Source organism: Pseudomonas sp. (genome assembly GCF_030150285.1).
Taxonomy (GTDB): Bacteria; Pseudomonadota; Gammaproteobacteria; order Pseudomonadales; family Pseudomonadaceae; genus Aquipseudomonas.
In genome coordinates this window covers 46,625-61,730 of sequence record NZ_JASLGE010000041.1, presented here as the reverse complement: position 1 = coordinate 61,730, position 15,106 = coordinate 46,625, and the positions used below count along the sequence as shown (strand labels likewise).

Sequence of the window (15,106 nt, the reverse complement as noted above, 5' to 3'; positions counted from 1 at the left end):
GATGATCTGCACGCTAACGGGTGTTTTCACAGAACTGGCGGATCGCCTCACATGCAGTGAGCAGCGAGTGATCATCCAGCGCATAGGCCATGCGCAGGTAGCCAGGCAGGCCGAAAGCGCTGCCAGGTACTACGGCACTGTTGGCTTCCTCCAGCAAGGCCCGCGCCACGGCCGTGTCGTCGGCCAGTGAAAGCCCGCCGGGCGAATGTTTACCGAGCAGAGCGCTGCAATCGACGAAGGCGTAAAAAGCCCCCTGCGGGCGCTCGCAACGCAAGCCGGGTGCCTTGTTCAGTTGTTCAACCACAAAGTCGCGGCGGCGCTCGAACACGGCCCGGCTCTTCGTGATAAAGCCCTTCGGGCCGTCCAGCGCGGCGATAGCGGCATGTTGGGAAATTGAGCAGGCACCGGAGGTTTGTTGGCCTTGCAGCTTTTCCATTGCGTTGAGCAACCAGCGCGGGCCCGTGGCAAAACCGATGCGCCAGCCCGTCATGGCATAGGCCTTGGACACACCGTTCATGGTCAGCGTACGTGCGCCCAGGCGCGGCTCAACCTGGGCGAGGGTGACGAAGGCGAGGCCATCGAAGATCAAGTGCTCGTAAATATCATCGGCCAGGATCATCACGTGCGGATGGAGTAGCAGCACGTCGGCCAACGCCTTGAGTTCTTGACGGGTGTACACCGCGCCCGTCGGGTTGGACGGCGAGTTGAGAATCACCCAGCGGGCCTTCGGGCCAATGGCCTCGGCCAATTGCGAAGGTGTCAGCTTGAAGCCCGACGCGGCACCGCAGGTGACAATGCGTGATTCACCTCCGCACAACTGGACCATTTCGGGGTAGCTCACCCAGTACGGGGCGGGAATGATGACCTCATCACCTTCGTTCAGGGTGGCCGCGAGGGCGTTGTAAATCACCTGTTTACCGCCACTGCACACCAGTGTGTCCTGCCAGCCGACCGCCAGACCGTTTTCGCGCTGGTACTTGCGCGCAATCGCTTCGCGTAATGCGCGCAGCCCCGCTACTTGGGTATAGCGGGTGTGGCCTTGATGGATCGCGTTGATGGCAGCCGCCCGAATGTGCTCGGGGGTGTCGAAGTCCGGCTCGCCGGCACACAGTGAAATGATCGTCGCACCCTCGGCCCGGCGTGCAGTAACACGGTCGATGATCGTATAGGTGGCTGAGGGCCTGGCGGCCTCCAGGCGATGGTTCAGGGTTTGAGGGTTCATGCGTGCTCTTCCGGTACGGCCAGGCCCATCAGCGCCAATGTGGTTTGCCCGTCGCGTAACCGGGCCATAAACACGGCTTCTTTGTCCGCGCGTTGTTGCCCTTCGCGCAGCGTACGGTCCACGGCCTGGGCGGGAATGATAATGACGCCATCGTCATCAGCCACCACCAGGTCGCCGGCACTGACAGGCGCTCCGCTGAACGTGAACGGTTCGCCAACCGAAGGGGCGGTTGCTTTGACAGTCCCCTGCACCGAGATACCCCGGGCGAAAACGGCAAAGCCATGGGCTTCAAGTGCGGCGATATCGCGCACACCGCCGTTGATGACCAGACCCGCGATGCCGGCTACTTTGGCAGCCACCGTCAGCACTTCGCCCCAGTAACCTGCGATAAAGTCGGCGGTGTCGCACACTAAAACGCTGCCACGCGGCGCGCGGGCAACGGCCAGGTGCAACCCCAGATTGTCACCGGGCGAGCATTGCACCGGATAAGCCGGTGCGGCGATGAACGCGCCTTTCCACACGGCGCGGATCTGGCGGTCGACCGCGCAGGGCAAGCCGCAGGCTTCGTACAGGGTGGAACTGCCCAGTGCTTTGGCGAGGTGTTGATAATCGTGGCTGAGGCTCATGGTTGCTGACTCTGCAGGGTGTGATAACCCAAGGCGGCGCGGGCCTCCTTGAGGCTTTTGCCCGCGGCGATCAGTTCGCGGATGTGCGTTTCGGCGTGTTCGATGCGCCGTGCGGTTTGCGCCACTTCCCGCGCCCGCTCACGGGGCACGATGACCACGCCGTTGGCATCGGCCACCACAATGTCGCGAGCGCACACCCGGGCGTTGCCCACCGAGACTGGTTGGTTGACGGCGACGACCTCAACGCGGTCTTTGCCGGTGCGCATAAATCGCCCCTGGCTGAACAGCGGGTAACCCTCGTTCAAGGCCTTGCTCACGTCCCGGCAAACGCCGTCAATCACTGTGCCGGCGATGCCTTGGGCCAGGGCGTACTGGGTCATGATGTCACCCCAGACGGTGCAGTCGGTGCGCCCGTTATTGGCAATCACGACCACATCACCGGGAGCCACGTCGTCCATAAAATCGCCCACGGTTCCCGGCGGGGTGCTGGCGCTGACGTACTGCACGGTAAAGGCCGGGCCCACGACTACCGAGCCGTAGTCGGCCAGCGGCATGATCCCGAAGGCCTGCCCGGGCAGGCCCAGTTTATCCAGGGCATCAGACACGCCCGGGGTATCCAGGCCTTCGAACAGGTTTACCAGATCGTTGTCGGACAGGTTCATCTCAGTGTTCCTCATGGAGGGCGTCGAAATGGCGGTCATGCATCACGTCTTCTACGGAACGCCCGGCCCGCACGGCATCGACCATCTCGCCTTGGCGGTGGGCGATACGCTCGGCCAGGTCGAGCACCGGCTCGATCACCGCCGCCGCGACGAAGACCGATCCGCATTCGTCAGCGATCACATAGTCGCCTTCATCCACCTCGACACCGGCCATGCGCACCTTCACGGCGCTCGCTAGCTGAGTGAGCCGGTTGCGTGCGCTGATCATCGTCACGCCCCGGCCAAACACCGGGTAGCCGATATCGGCACTGCCGCGAATGTCGCGGCTGAAGCCGTCGATCACCGAGCCGCGAATGCCTTTTTGCCGGGCGGCGTTGGCCAGAATGTCACCCCAACTGGAGATGCCATCGACGCCGCCAGCAATCACCAGCACCCGGTCATCGGTGGTGATGCGCTCGACCACGGGGGTGATGAGGTGGGCGGTCGAGGCGGCGTCCTGTCTCGGGCCCAGTTGCACCGTGCTTGCCCGGCCGACTACTTTCGGGCCGTTCCACAACGGCATCAGGCCGCGGGTGGCCCCTGGCAGATTGAGGAAATCCAGGGCGTCGGAGACCGTGTTGGTGTCCAGAGCCGCAAGACGGTCAAGCGGTGTTTTCAAGCGCATGTGGGGGCAGGCCTCGTGTAGGTGAGGCTTGAGTATGTGCAAGGTCATTTGATAGGTATATTACGAAGAAGCTAAGCTATCTATACGCCAAACCTATGGATAGCCGTCATGATCAACTTCCGCTTGATACGCCACCTCTGGCTGTTCCTGGCCGTGGCTGAAGACCAGAGTTTCAGCCGCGCCGCTCGGCGTCTGGGCATGTCGCAACCGCCCTTGACCGAACAGATCCAGGCACTGGAGCACTCCTTGCGGATGCAATTGTTCATTCGCTCCAGGCGGGGGGCACAGCTCACGCCCGCCGGGGCCGCCATCCTTCCGGCGGTGCGCAAGTTTGCCGAGCAACTAGAACGGCTGGAACTGGCCGTGCATGAAGCGGTCGCCGGCCATGCCGGTGTATTGACGGTCGGGGCGATCACTTCATCGATGATCGATGTGCTGCCACCGCTGATTGAGCGCTTCAAGCAGGATCATCCGCTGATCACCGTTTCGGTCAGGGAAATCGACAGCGCTCAGGCCATTCCTCTGCTGGAAAGTGGCGATATCGACCTGGCGTTTGCGCGTCTGGAGGGCAACCTGGGGCGTAGCGTTGCGTCGGTGCCCCTTGCCGAGGATCACCTGGCCGTGGCGCTGCCCAGCGACCACCCTCAGGCGTGCCAACCGACCCTGGCACTGGCGTCATTGGCTGATGAAACCCTGGTCATGGCGTCGCGGGATGTCAGCCCGGTCTACTTCGATTACGTGGTCGGGCTGTGCAAGGCCAGCGGGTTCTCGCCCCGCGTGTTGCATCAGGTGCGTTCGGTGTCGTCGCAAATCGCGTTTGTCAGTTGCGGCCAAGGCATTGCGCTGGTGCCCCAGTCGATGGAAAAACTGGCCCCGGAAAACGTGGTGGTGCGCCCCTTGCACCCGGAAACCAATGTCGTGACCACCGCCATGGCCTGGCATGTCGAGCACCACAACCCACTGGTCGAGGCCATGATCGACCTGGCGAAGGAACGCCATTTTCCATAGGTTCGGCCTATGGCTGGCTTCGCGGCTTCGTATTTTACAAACCCGGCCAGGACGTTGACAGTGACCGTTTCAGCGAAGGATCTTTTAACCGTGGCCCAGCCCGCCCGCTTCATACACGAGACACTGGCGTTGACCATCGACGGTGTTGCGCTCGACCTTGCGGTCATCCACCGTGGCGGCCCGAAAGCCCCCATCCTGTTCTTGCACGGTTTCGGTTCCACCAAAGAAGACTATGCCGACATCACGCTGCAAGCTGCTTTCGACGGGCACCCGTTTATTGCCTACGACGCCCCCGGCTGCGGTGAGACGGTGTGTGCCGACCTGACGCGTATCAACATTCCCTTGATGGTCAGCACGGCACGAGCCGTTTTGGGCCATTTGGGCATCGACCGATTTCACCTGGTGGGCCATTCCATGGGCGGCCTGACGGGCTTGATGCTTGCTCACGCCGAGCCTGGGCGGGTGCTGAGTTTTGTCGATATTGAAGGCAACATCGCCCCGGAAGATTGCTTTCTCAGCCGGCAGATTCACGATCATCCCCGTGAAGACGATGCGCGCTTTTTCAAGGATTTTATTGCGCGCACGCGGTTGGCTCGCGACCCGGCCAGCGCGCTCTATGCGGCCAGCCTGGCCCATAAAGTACGTGCAGGGGCGGTGCGCAGCATTTTCGAATCGATGGTCGAGCTTTCCGATCAGGGCACACTGATGGACATGTTTCTCGCGTTGCCTTTTCCACGCCAGTACCTGTACGGCGCGACCAACGCACACCTGTCCTACCTTGAGAGCATTGCCGCCCAAGGCGTGGAGTTGGCGTGCATTCCCGACTGCGGGCATTTCCCCATGTATTCCAACCCCGTGCTGATGTGGCGATGCATCAAGGCCCTGCAAGATCGGGTTTGTCGCCGCTAAGAAGAAACCTGCCGAGCAAACGCTGGCAAGGCGAAAACAGGCGAGAATACAACCGGGGTCGCACGACTCTACGCGTCGTAAATGAGCGCCTGGAGCCTGTTGTCAGCGCAGTTTCACCGAGCGCAGATACATTGCGTACAGAGCCTGGGGGCAAGCGCCATGCGTGGTGTGACTATGCGGGTCAGTAACTTTATCGCGAAGTGAACTCTTCGGAAAATTCCTATTTTCTTTTGTTACCCGTAGATCCAATGTGTTGCTTGCCAGGGCCTGTACGAAACGTATTAGAGCGAGGGTCAGGCAAGGCAAACTCAGCGAGCGCAGAGCTATTTTGTACAACGCTTAATCAAGCTCTTGCACTCATGAACACCACCTTAATGTGCGCAAGTCACGACGCATTGGCCCAAGTGACAAAAGAAAAGCATCAGGAAAGTAGTTAAGAATCATACAAATTAATGCTGTATTAGCCCTGTTGCCGAGTCGGCAGCGCTCATGGCAATGGCGAGGTGATTATCAATTGGCAGAGGACTTTTTACCCATTATCTGGCGGGACTAAGTGATAAGGCTTGATGCTGTTGTATTGTTTCACGGCGTCGCCAGTTTAACACTGACAGTCAAAACCTGTGGTCGGGAACATCGTGTGCGCGTTCGGATAAGACGGAGATAAAAATTAATGTCTAAAGGTTATTTCATTGGGCTGGGTGACAAAACCACCTGCGGTGGCACAGTTCTGGATGGTGATGACAGCGTCAACATGTTTGGCCTCCTGCATGCTCGGGAAGGCGATCGGGTCTTTTGTGGACAGGACGGAAAAATTTATCGGATCCGTGGTGGGATTTCATACATCGATAGTCATGGAAGACTTATGGCCGGCACGCTGGATAGTTTCAGCGATTGCCCCTGTAACGCCCGACTGATCCCTTCTGTGTTTACGGCCTGTTATGGGAGCGGAGAATCTACACTGCAAGCACCCCGCAGAACCGGCCCATCTACGTTCACTACGGTAGCAAAGGCACAGGAAGTTAAGCCCGGCCAGCCGGCAAATCCCATCGCCATCTCTGTCAATGATAGAGCTGCTACTCGAGAAGCAATTATTAGACACCTTTATAAAATGGGTGTGAGTTTGTAGAGCGATCATCTTGGGGAGCGCATAATGTAAAAGGCGAAATGGGCCATGACTGGGACTACTCGATGATCGCCCTTCATCATGCAGGTCGAAGCGTCGGCTGTGGTGCTGGCGCTGGGCAAATGCGTGCTATTCAGAGCGCACATCAGGTGAAGTTCGATGATATCGGTTATCACTACGGCATCGACTGTATGGGTAAAGTATTTGAGGGGCGCGATATTCGATTTAAAGGTTCAAGCGTAAATAACTACAACACTGGAGTCATTGGTATAGTTTTGCTAGGAAACCTGACAACTGCAGAAGAAGGTAACGACATAGTTGCTTTCGCACGTCAGGCTCTCGAAATGTTCAATGGGAATATTGATCAGGAAATACCCGCTATACAAATTGACGCTCTGCAGACCTTGATCCAGGCACTAACAGGTGTTTTCAGGGTGACAACTCTAGGAGGGCATCGTGAATTTCCTATGCAAGCGGGTGAGGGGAAGATTTGCCCTGGAAATATTGGGATGGGCGTGGTTAGGGATCTTAGAATTAAAAATAAACTTTTACGGCCGCCTTTGTCATGAAATCGTTTCTGGTTATTATGTTGAGTATGTTTGTCGTTGCTCTCTATGTTGGAGTGTACGAAAAAATGGAAGATGCCTATCCGGAAAAAGTATTTTTCATTAAGAAAAGTCCGACATTTCAAATAAGTTTTGAAAATATTTTTGCGAATGAGTCAGATGACAAAAAATTGAGTGAGCTAAGCGATTCGGATCGGTATTTGGTAATTCAGTACTGCAAGTATAGGTTAGGCATAACAACAACGTTGCAAAGCCAGCAAGAGCTTAACCAGTGTAAGAGAAAATAGAAATTATTTCTTTTGCCTTCTAAATCGCTCAGATCGACTTTGCGCACGGCGGCGGCAAGTCGGAGAACACTCTGAAGCACATCTATTATTTTATAAATTTCATGTAGAGATAAACTTGACTGGCCTTTACGTACAGAACGAAGGTTCTCTAAGTAAAGTTCCCGCGTGAAAGTCGCGCAGAACGTTACGCGTCGTAAATGAGCACCTGGAGCCTGTTGTCAGCGCAGTTTCACCGAGCGCTGCAGAAGTCCTGCGACGTGTGTGCTGTGCCATGGGCGTGGTGAACCCTGTCTGACTCGTTATAAGCCTGCTTAAGGGCCTTCATCCTGAAGACGTATGGAGCGAAATGAAGGTATGAATAATGTGAGGTGCCGGGCGTTCTATCAAGTTTTCTGTGTGTTTTATGTTGTTTTACGTTAGTTACGCTAGGTTAAAGCGTTTTTGTGACCGATTTTTTGTCTGTTCCAGGTGTAAACAATCATTGTTTTGCAGGTAACCGGCATCGCATTTCGGTGCATGCCAGCAAAAGGTATCTCTTGAACAAGGGTTTTGGCCTTTAAAGAGGGCGAAGGTAACCACAATTATCCGCGTTGTGTAGCCTGGTAACACTTTCTGATTTTATGACTGACTCCACAGGCAGGGAGCGTTTGTCCTGTTTTGACGGAATACTGAGATCGCTGCTGACCGCGGTCAATGCCTGGCGCGTACGCTCACCCCCCGTTGTTTAAGCTCGTTACCCAGTAAAAACGGCCTCCTGAGTTATGCTTTGCACGTTATGTGCGCGGGCGGTTTGGCGGCGGTTAATCAGTGGCTGGGTGAATGGGGTTTTCCAATCGGTCATCCCGGCACTCAATCGGTCAGTGGCATATGCCCTGCACCCTGTCTGAGCATTTAAAGATGCTGTCACTTCATCAGATAGGCTTGATCATGACGAAATCATTCCCGAATCAGACCGATGCCTACGACGTGGTGGTCATCGGTGCCGGCGTTGTGGGCTGCGCGATGGTACGGCGGTTCACGCTCGAAGGGGCTCGGGTGCTTTTGCTGGAAAAAAGTGCCGATATTCTTTCAGGCGCGAGCAAAGGTAACAGCGCCATTTTGCACACGGGGTTCGATGCGCCCACCGGCAGCCTTGAACTGCAGTGCATGAAAGACGGCTACCGCGAATACCTGGATATCCACGCGAAGATGTCTTTGCCGGTGCTGAAATCCGGAGCTCTGGTCGTTGCCTGGAGCGGGGATGACTTGCAGAAGTTGCAGGGCATTGTTCAGCAGGCGCATGACAACGGCATCGCCGACGTTGCGCTGGTTGATCGCCATCGGTTACATGCCCTCGAGCCGCACCTGGCGCTCAATGCGCGGGGCGCGGTGGAAGTGCCTGGGGAGTTTTTGATCGACCCTTGGTCGGCCCCGTTGGGGTATTTGCTTCAGGCGCTGATGCTGGGCGCTCAAGTGAAATTCAACACGCAGGTCAACGCCGGGCAATTTGACGGTGAGGCGTGGACGCTTGAGACCAGCAGCGGGGTGGTGCGCGGTAAAACGGTGATCAACTGCGCCGGGTTGTTTGGCGACCTGCTGGAGCAAAAGCTGCTGGGTAAATCGAGCTTCTCCATTCACCCGCGCAAAGGCCAGTTTGTGGTCTTTGACAAGGCCGCCGCGCGCTACCTGACGAACATTATTTTGCCCGTGCCCAACGAGCGCACCAAAGGCATCGTGCTGACCAAAACGGTGTACGGCAATCTGTTGGTGGGCCCTACGGCTGAAGAACAGGAAGACCGTGTTCATGCGGGGCTCGACAGCGAGGTGCTGCGCCAATTGGTCGACGCGGCCGTCGAGCGTATTCCGGCGCTTGAGGGTATGCCGGTCACGGCCACTTACGCGGCCCTGCGCCCGGCCTCGGAAAAGAAAGAGTACCGGGTGCGTCGGGTCGAGGGGCAGAGCTGGATCACCGTCGGCGGCATCCGATCTACGGGCCTGACCGCGGCACTGGGGATCGCCCGGCATGTATTTAGCCTGTATGACGGTCGCCATTCGCCCATCGCCGAGCCCAAGTTGCAATGGCCCACACTGCCTAACCTGGCCGAGCATTTGCCGCGTGATTATCAACGACCCGGTTACGGTGAAATCATTTGTCACTGTGAAATGGTCACCCTCAGAGAAATCGAGCAAGCCTTGGCCAGTGCGCTTCCCCCCGGTGATCTGGGCGGCCTGAAACGTAGAACACGCGCCTGCATGGGTCGCTGCCAGGGTTTTTATTGTGGGGCCAGGGTGGCAGAGCTCAGCGCCGGCCGTCTCGCCATTCCCCTTGCTACAGGTGCTTGCCATGAATCCCGTTGAAGTCGAATACGTCGATGTTGCCATTATTGGAGGCGGGCCCGCTGGCCTGTCGGCTGCGGTCGAGTTGCGCAAGCAAGGGGTCGGCTCGGTGGTGGTGATTGAGCGCGAGCCGCAGGCCGGCGGTATCCCTCGCCATTGCGGGCATCCGCCCTTTGGGTTTTGGGAGTACGGCCGGGTCTACACTGGCCCGGACTATGCCCGGCGTAACGTTGAGGAAGCCCTCAAGGCGGGCGTGGATATTCGGCTCAAACACTCGGTCACCCGGCTGGGCGAAGGCGGGCGGCTGGAAGGGGTAAGCCCGGACCAAGCGTTTGTCATTCAGGCGCGCAGGGTGCTGATTGCAACCGGGGCCAGGGAAACACCGCGCTCGGCTCGGCTGGTGGGCGGAGATCGCCCGGTGGGGGTGATCAACACCGGCGCGTTCCAGTCCTACCTGTACCTGGAGCACCTTAAACCGTTTGATCGGCCGTTGATTGTCGGTACCGAGCTGGTGAGCTTGTCGTCGGTCATGAGTTGCCGCCGCGCCGGCATCAAGCCGGTCGCGATGATTGAGGCCAATGACCGCCCGACCGCCCGCTGGCCTTTGTCGCTGTTCCCCAGGCTGTGCGGGGTGCCTATGCACATGGGTGCGCAACTGCTTGAAATTCACGGCACAGGACGTGTGGAAGGGGCCACGGTTCGGCTGGCCGATGGCAGCCACCGCTTGTTTGACTGTGACGGCGTGTTGCTGACCGGGCGATTTGTACCCGAGTCCAGCCTTGTGCGGTTAAGTGAGCTGACGCTTGACCTCAACAGCGGCGGGCCGGAGATTGATCAGTACGGGCGCTGTTCCGACCCGGTGTATTTTGCCGCCGGCAACCTGCTGCGACCGGTCGAAACCGCGGGCTGGTCGTTCCGCGAAGGCCGTAAAATCGCCAGCCTGATTGCCCGTGACCTGAAAGGGCAATTGCCTGGTGCCGGGCCGAGCATTGAAATCGTCTGCAAAGGCGAATTGAAACTCTGTGTTCCACAGCGCCTGAACCTCTCTTCGGTCGCGGGTATGGAGCATCTGCAGATGCGCGTCAGCCGGGCGGTGACCGGGCGCCTGGTGGTGCGCGCCAACGGCAAAGAGCTGTGGTCGCGTTCAGGCAGTTCACTGCCCGAGCGGCGTATTTTGATCCCGATTGCTCATTTGAAGGTGCCTCAGGGCGTACAGCAACTCGAAGTCGACTTTGTCGGCCAATAACAAGCACCCCGCCGAGGAGACTTTAAATGCGTATCGCCGCACTTGATCAAGGCACCACCAGCACCCGTGTATTGGTCGTTACCCAAGAGGGTTCAGCTGACATCCAGCTGTCGCTTCGCCATCAGCAACATCACCCGCATCCGGGCTGGGTGGAGCACGACCCTTTGGAGTTGCTCAGCAATATCCAGCGTTGCCTGGAAGCCACAGGCCGCGTAGACGCCATCGGCATCGCCAACCAGGGCGAAAGCTGCCTGGCATGGGATGCGAAAACCGGCGCGCCGTTATCCCCGGTGATCGTCTGGCAGGACAATCGCACCGCCGCTGACATTGCCCAGCTGCGCAGCCAAGGGCACGAGGCGTTGACCCTGGAGCGCGCCGGGTTGCCATTGGACCCGTATTTTTCCGCGAGCAAACTGGCCTGGATCGTACAAAACCTGCCCGCGGCCAAGAGCGCATTGACGGCCGGCCGGCTGCGGTTGGGCACCACCGACGCTTACTTTCTGGACCGCCTCACCGGGGTGTTCGCCACCGATGTCACGACCGCCTCGCGCACCTCGCTGATGAACCTGTCGACCGGGCAATGGGACAGTGAGCTGTGTGAGCTGTTTGGTGTGCCCATTGAGTCGCTGCCCGAGATCCGGGACACCGTGGGGCACTTCGGCGAGATCGGCGTGACGCCTGTGACAGCTTCGATTGTCGATCAGCAGGCAGCACTCTATGGCCACGGTTGCCGCCAAGAAGGCGATGCCAAGATCACCTTTGGCACCGGGGCTTTTGCGCTGACGCTGACAGGCGATCAGGTGATCCGGGCCCCGGAAAAGGGGCTGCTGGCAACCATCGCCTGGCAGATCGACGGCAAGCCGACCTATGCAATGGATGGCGGTGTTTACGATGCCAGCGCCGCCGTGGAGTGGGCGGGGAGGCTGGGGTTATTTACGGACTTTTCAGAGTTGGCCGCGTTCGATCAACCACCGGCCATTGCTCGCCAGCTCGCCTTTGTCCCCGCGCTGTCCGGGCTCGGCTGCCCGCACTGGGACCGCAGTGCGGCCGCGTTGTGGGTGGGCATGAATGGTGGCACCACGCGTCAGGATCTCTGCCAGGCCTTGCTGGAGGGCGTGGCGCTGCGCAGCGTTGAAGTCATCACGGCCATGGACGGGTTTTTAAACGTGACCGATCGCTTGTCCATCGATGGCGGGCTGGCCCGCAGCCCCTATTTTGCGCAGTTTCTGGCCGACGCCTTGCAGCGCTGCATCATTACTCAGCGCTTTGATGAACTGACCTCATTCGGGTGTGCGGCGTTGGCAGCCAAAGGCTTGGGCATCGAGTTGCCTGCGCTGCGTAACACCAGCACAACGTTCAACCCGAAAGTGAGTGCTGAAGAAGCCTTGCAGTGGCGCACCACCTTTTCTGATGCGGTGAATCGCTCCAAGGATTGGCGCTAGGCGCAGCCCGCGTATGGCGCACAGCAGAAGGGGGCACGTGTTGAACGCCAACGCGTGCCCCTTTTTTGCCTGCGCGCTGTTACCAGTCCACTTTGTTCAGCGCAGGGGCTTCCAGCACCTCGACCTGGGCTTGAGCCAGTGCCTTGGCCAGTTCGCCCATCGGCTTGCGGTCGATGATCAACCGGTCGATACGCTCAAGCGGGAAGACCTGGAACAGCGCTCTCTTGCCCATCTTCGACGAGTCGGCGATTACGGTTAAGTAGCGCGTGCGGGCGATCATGGCACGGGTGATTTCCGCTTCCTCAATGGAGAAGTCGAAGGCACCATCGGTACTCAGTGCCCCAATCGTAACCACCGCGTGTTCGGCGTTAAAGCGAGCAATCTGCTCCATGGCCAACGCGCCAGTGTTTTGCTCCGATTCGGGGCGGTATTCCCCGCCGATCATGAACACACGGTTGCCGCTGGCACCCATGCTGGCAGCGATCAACAGTGAGTTGGTGATCACCGTAATGCGATTGAGCTTGGCCAGTTCCCTGGCGAAAAACAGGGTGGTGGTGCCCGTGTCGATCAAAATGCTGTCACCGGGTGCATACAGCCCGGCGGCGTATTTCGCGACGGCGCGCTTTTCCTGGGAGAATTCGTTCATGCGCGTTTGAAACGCGTTTTCGTGCTCACCACTTGGCGGCAGCGACGCACCGCCATGGAATTTAGTGACCTGGCCCTCTTCGGCCAGAGCGGTCAGGTCCCGGCGTATGGTTTCTTGTGAGGTGCTGAGCGTGCGGGCCAGTTCGTCAACCGAGATCCGCTCCCGTTGGCGAAGGAGTTCAAGAATGTGTTGGCGGCGTTCGTTGGGGCGCATGTTTCATCCTTTCAGTGCTACGCGAGTGCGCTCGGGCAGTGCAGGGCTGTTACCAAGGCACACAGATGTGGCAAGGGTAACGATGGCAGTGAAGCTCGGCTTGCAACGCATCACGTCGCCTTGGGGTATTTACATTGGCCGGCACTCAGCGCTGGCCCTGAGCTTTAAAGGGGTCGGTTAAGAGTACGGAATAAAAATGACCGATTCCAGTGGGTTTAATAATCAAAACCACATTAAAACAACAAATGGCATGCGAAGTGGTTGGTATTACGGTGAAGGTGAAGGCTTTGAGCGCTGACATTCAGCACTGAAGTGCCAGATCCATAACAAAACGGGCATACGAGTACGGGTTGCGGCGGTAAGTCCCAGGTCGGCTACGGCGCGATTGAGTCACTCGTCATAAGCCTTGACGCTGTTCCGGGGGCGCGACGCATTTCAGGCGGTGCCCATTCAGCATTTGATTCAGCACGTGTAGTAGGTGAGGGCAATGGCGGAATTCGGTAATTACGTAATTTATCTGATCATGATAGGCGCCGTTGTGGGAGCGTTCGCCTCGGTGATCAAGCCTGAGAGCGGCCTTGGCAAAGAGTTCGTCAATGGCATTCACTCCATCGGGCCGGTGTTTCTTGCGCAAGCGGGCATCATGATTTCAATTCCCTACCTGTCCCGGTTCATCGAATTTGCCCTTGGCCCATTGTTTACCGCCATGGGATCGGACGTTTCGATTGCCGCGCTCTCGATCATTGCAGTCGACATGGGCGGCTATCAGTTGGCAGATGCATTGGCGGCTAACCGGGACATGTGGATCACCGCCATGATCGTCGGATACACCTCCGGCGCAACCATTGTGTACCTGATTCCGGTCGGCCTGATGATGCTCGACCGCAAAGACCACAAGTACCTGGCGCTAGGAGCCATGGCCGGGCTGATCAGTATTCCGTTTGCGGTGCTTGCCTCTCTGACCATGATCACCGCCTTCAACCTGCCCGTACGGGAGATGGTGTCGACCACCTCGCCGGCCCTGCATTACCTGACGCTCGGCTTTGTGGATTGCGTGAAGTTGCTCGCGCCGCTGTTTGTCTTCTGCTTCCTGCTGGCGGCGGGCTTGCGTTACAAGGCCAACATGATGGTGGGTGGCTTCCTGGTGTTCGGCAAGATCATGGACGCCTTTATCAAGATTGTTTTGGCATGCGCCATCGTCGAGCACTTCACCGGCTTCTTTATGAAAACCTTCGGTGTGTGGGGCTTCGACCCGATGTTTGCGGACGAGAAAGAGCTGTTTCGCGCCATCGAAATCGCGGGCTACATCGGCATCATGCTCGCTGGCACATTCCCCATTTGCTACCTGTTCAACCGGTACTGCAAAAACTCGATGGAAACCATGGGTAAACACCTGGGCCTTTCCGCCGATGGAGCTGCCGCGTTTGTCATGGTGTTTGCCAATATCATCGCGGTGTATCACCTGTTCAAGAAGATGAATGCCCGCGACAAAGTGCTGTGCGTGGCGCTGGGCGTTTGTGCACAGGCAACCATTGGTGATCACCTGGCCTTTACCGCGAACTTCCAACCGACCCTGATCATGCCCGTGTTGATTGCCAAACTGTTCGGCGGCCTGCTGGCGGTAGCGATTGCCATCAAGATCTCCGTGCCTGCCGCCCAGCGTTACGAGCAAGAAGAAAAGGAACAGGCCCAGCGGGCAGCCCTGAGCACTGGCGCTGCGATTCCCGCCGTCTAAACCGTCATTCGTCGTCAGGAAGGGTTAACTCCCTTCCGTTTTATTGAGGTAAACATGAGAAAGATTTTTTTGGCCTGCCCGTACAGCCACGCAGACGCTTCGGTGACGCACGACCGTTACCTGCAGTGCAATAAAGTGGCCGCCACGATCATTGAATCCGGCCATGCCGTGTTCAGTCAGGTTTCAATGTCACACCCCATCAACCAGGCCTTTGAAGGCAAGGATAGCGCCACCATCGGCAAGCTGTGGGCCCCGGTGGACGCGGTGTTTATGGATGTGATGCAAGAGCTGATCGTTCTGGACTTGCCGGGCTGGGATTTGAGTTCGGGGATCAAGCGGGAAATTGAGTTCTACAAAAACCGTGGCCAGAAAGTCAGCCTGTGGTCTGAAGTGCGACACGAATTCAACTGAGGTAACGCACGCCGGCAGGTCGGTCATATC

The 15,106-nt window shown here is 58.1% G+C and carries 13 protein-coding genes and 1 pseudogene; 9 read left to right on the top strand and 5 right to left on the bottom strand.

What is annotated here, in order from left to right:
• Nucleotides 1-13 precede the first annotated feature (13 nt).
• The 4 genes from Q1W15_RS09525 to Q1W15_RS09510 are packed head-to-tail and all read right to left on the bottom strand — an operon-like array spanning nucleotide 14 to nucleotide 3,174.
• The gene (locus tag Q1W15_RS09525) at nucleotides 14-1,222 is read right to left on the bottom strand and encodes a pyridoxal phosphate-dependent aminotransferase (protein WP_300726881.1); all 1,209 of its coding nucleotides are present in this window, start codon (nucleotides 1,220-1,222) and stop codon (nucleotides 14-16) included.
• The gene (locus tag Q1W15_RS09520; protein ID WP_300726878.1) at nucleotides 1,219-1,848 is read right to left on the bottom strand and encodes a dimethylmenaquinone methyltransferase; all 630 of its coding nucleotides are present in this window, start codon (nucleotides 1,846-1,848) and stop codon (nucleotides 1,219-1,221) included. The genes Q1W15_RS09525 and Q1W15_RS09520 overlap by 4 nt, the downstream gene beginning before the upstream one ends.
• Nucleotides 1,845-2,510 carry an RraA family protein gene (locus Q1W15_RS09515; RefSeq protein WP_300726875.1) on the bottom strand — a complete coding sequence of 222 codons (666 nt, stop codon included), beginning with the start codon at nucleotides 2,508-2,510 and terminating at the stop codon, nucleotides 1,845-1,847. The genes Q1W15_RS09520 and Q1W15_RS09515 overlap by 4 nt, the downstream gene beginning before the upstream one ends.
• Before the next feature lies 1 nt (nucleotide 2,511).
• Nucleotides 2,512-3,174 (bottom strand): RraA family protein, encoded by a 663-nt coding sequence (locus tag Q1W15_RS09510; RefSeq protein WP_300726873.1) that lies wholly within the window; start codon nucleotides 3,172-3,174, stop codon nucleotides 2,512-2,514.
• Nucleotides 3,175-3,282: 108 nt separating this feature from the next.
• On the opposite strand from Q1W15_RS09510, the gene Q1W15_RS09505 reads away from it, so the two are divergent.
• From Q1W15_RS09505 to Q1W15_RS09470, 7 genes and pseudogenes are all read left to right on the top strand, one after another.
• Complete coding sequence (locus Q1W15_RS09505) at nucleotides 3,283-4,182, top strand: LysR family transcriptional regulator (protein WP_300726870.1); 900 nt, start codon at nucleotides 3,283-3,285, stop codon at nucleotides 4,180-4,182.
• A gap of 90 nt (nucleotides 4,183-4,272) precedes the next feature.
• A complete protein-coding gene (locus tag Q1W15_RS09500; protein WP_300726867.1) occupies nucleotides 4,273-5,091 on the top strand; it encodes an alpha/beta hydrolase in 819 nt (272 codons plus the stop codon).
• Between the two features lie 670 nt (nucleotides 5,092-5,761).
• A pseudogene (locus tag Q1W15_RS09495) lies at nucleotides 5,762-6,031 on the top strand (PAAR domain-containing protein); the annotation flags it as partial.
• Nucleotides 6,032-6,279: 248 nt separating this feature from the next.
• Nucleotides 6,280-6,783, top strand: a complete 504-nt coding sequence (locus Q1W15_RS09490) for a peptidoglycan recognition family protein (RefSeq protein WP_300726864.1) — start codon at nucleotides 6,280-6,282, stop codon at nucleotides 6,781-6,783.
• Nucleotides 6,784-7,994: 1,211 nt separating this feature from the next.
• Nucleotides 7,995-9,404 carry an NAD(P)/FAD-dependent oxidoreductase gene (locus Q1W15_RS09480; protein WP_300726859.1) on the top strand — a complete coding sequence of 470 codons (1,410 nt, stop codon included), beginning with the start codon at nucleotides 7,995-7,997 and terminating at the stop codon, nucleotides 9,402-9,404.
• Nucleotides 9,391-10,629: an NAD(P)/FAD-dependent oxidoreductase gene (locus Q1W15_RS09475; RefSeq protein WP_300726856.1), complete on the top strand. Its 1,239-nt coding sequence runs from the start codon at nucleotides 9,391-9,393 to the stop codon at nucleotides 10,627-10,629. The genes Q1W15_RS09480 and Q1W15_RS09475 overlap by 14 nt, the downstream gene beginning before the upstream one ends.
• A 26-nt stretch (nucleotides 10,630-10,655) precedes the next feature.
• The gene (locus Q1W15_RS09470) at nucleotides 10,656-12,071 is read left to right on the top strand and encodes an FGGY family carbohydrate kinase (protein WP_300726853.1); all 1,416 of its coding nucleotides are present in this window, start codon (nucleotides 10,656-10,658) and stop codon (nucleotides 12,069-12,071) included.
• A 79-nt stretch (nucleotides 12,072-12,150) separates the two neighbouring features.
• Here the strand turns inward: Q1W15_RS09470 and Q1W15_RS09465 are convergent, their stop codons facing one another.
• A complete protein-coding gene (locus Q1W15_RS09465; protein ID WP_300726851.1) occupies nucleotides 12,151-12,930 on the bottom strand; it encodes a DeoR/GlpR family DNA-binding transcription regulator in 780 nt (259 codons plus the stop codon).
• A 487-nt stretch (nucleotides 12,931-13,417) separates the two neighbouring features.
• On the opposite strand from Q1W15_RS09465, the gene eutH reads away from it, so the two are divergent.
• Together eutH and Q1W15_RS09455 are read left to right on the top strand one after the other, a co-directional pair.
• Nucleotides 13,418-14,665 carry an ethanolamine utilization protein EutH gene (gene eutH, locus Q1W15_RS09460; protein WP_300726850.1) on the top strand — a complete coding sequence of 416 codons (1,248 nt, stop codon included), beginning with the start codon at nucleotides 13,418-13,420 and terminating at the stop codon, nucleotides 14,663-14,665.
• Nucleotides 14,666-14,719: 54 nt separating this feature from the next.
• A complete protein-coding gene (locus Q1W15_RS09455; protein WP_300726848.1) occupies nucleotides 14,720-15,076 on the top strand; it encodes a DUF1937 family protein in 357 nt (118 codons plus the stop codon).
• Nucleotides 15,077-15,106: the final 30 nt, after the last annotated feature.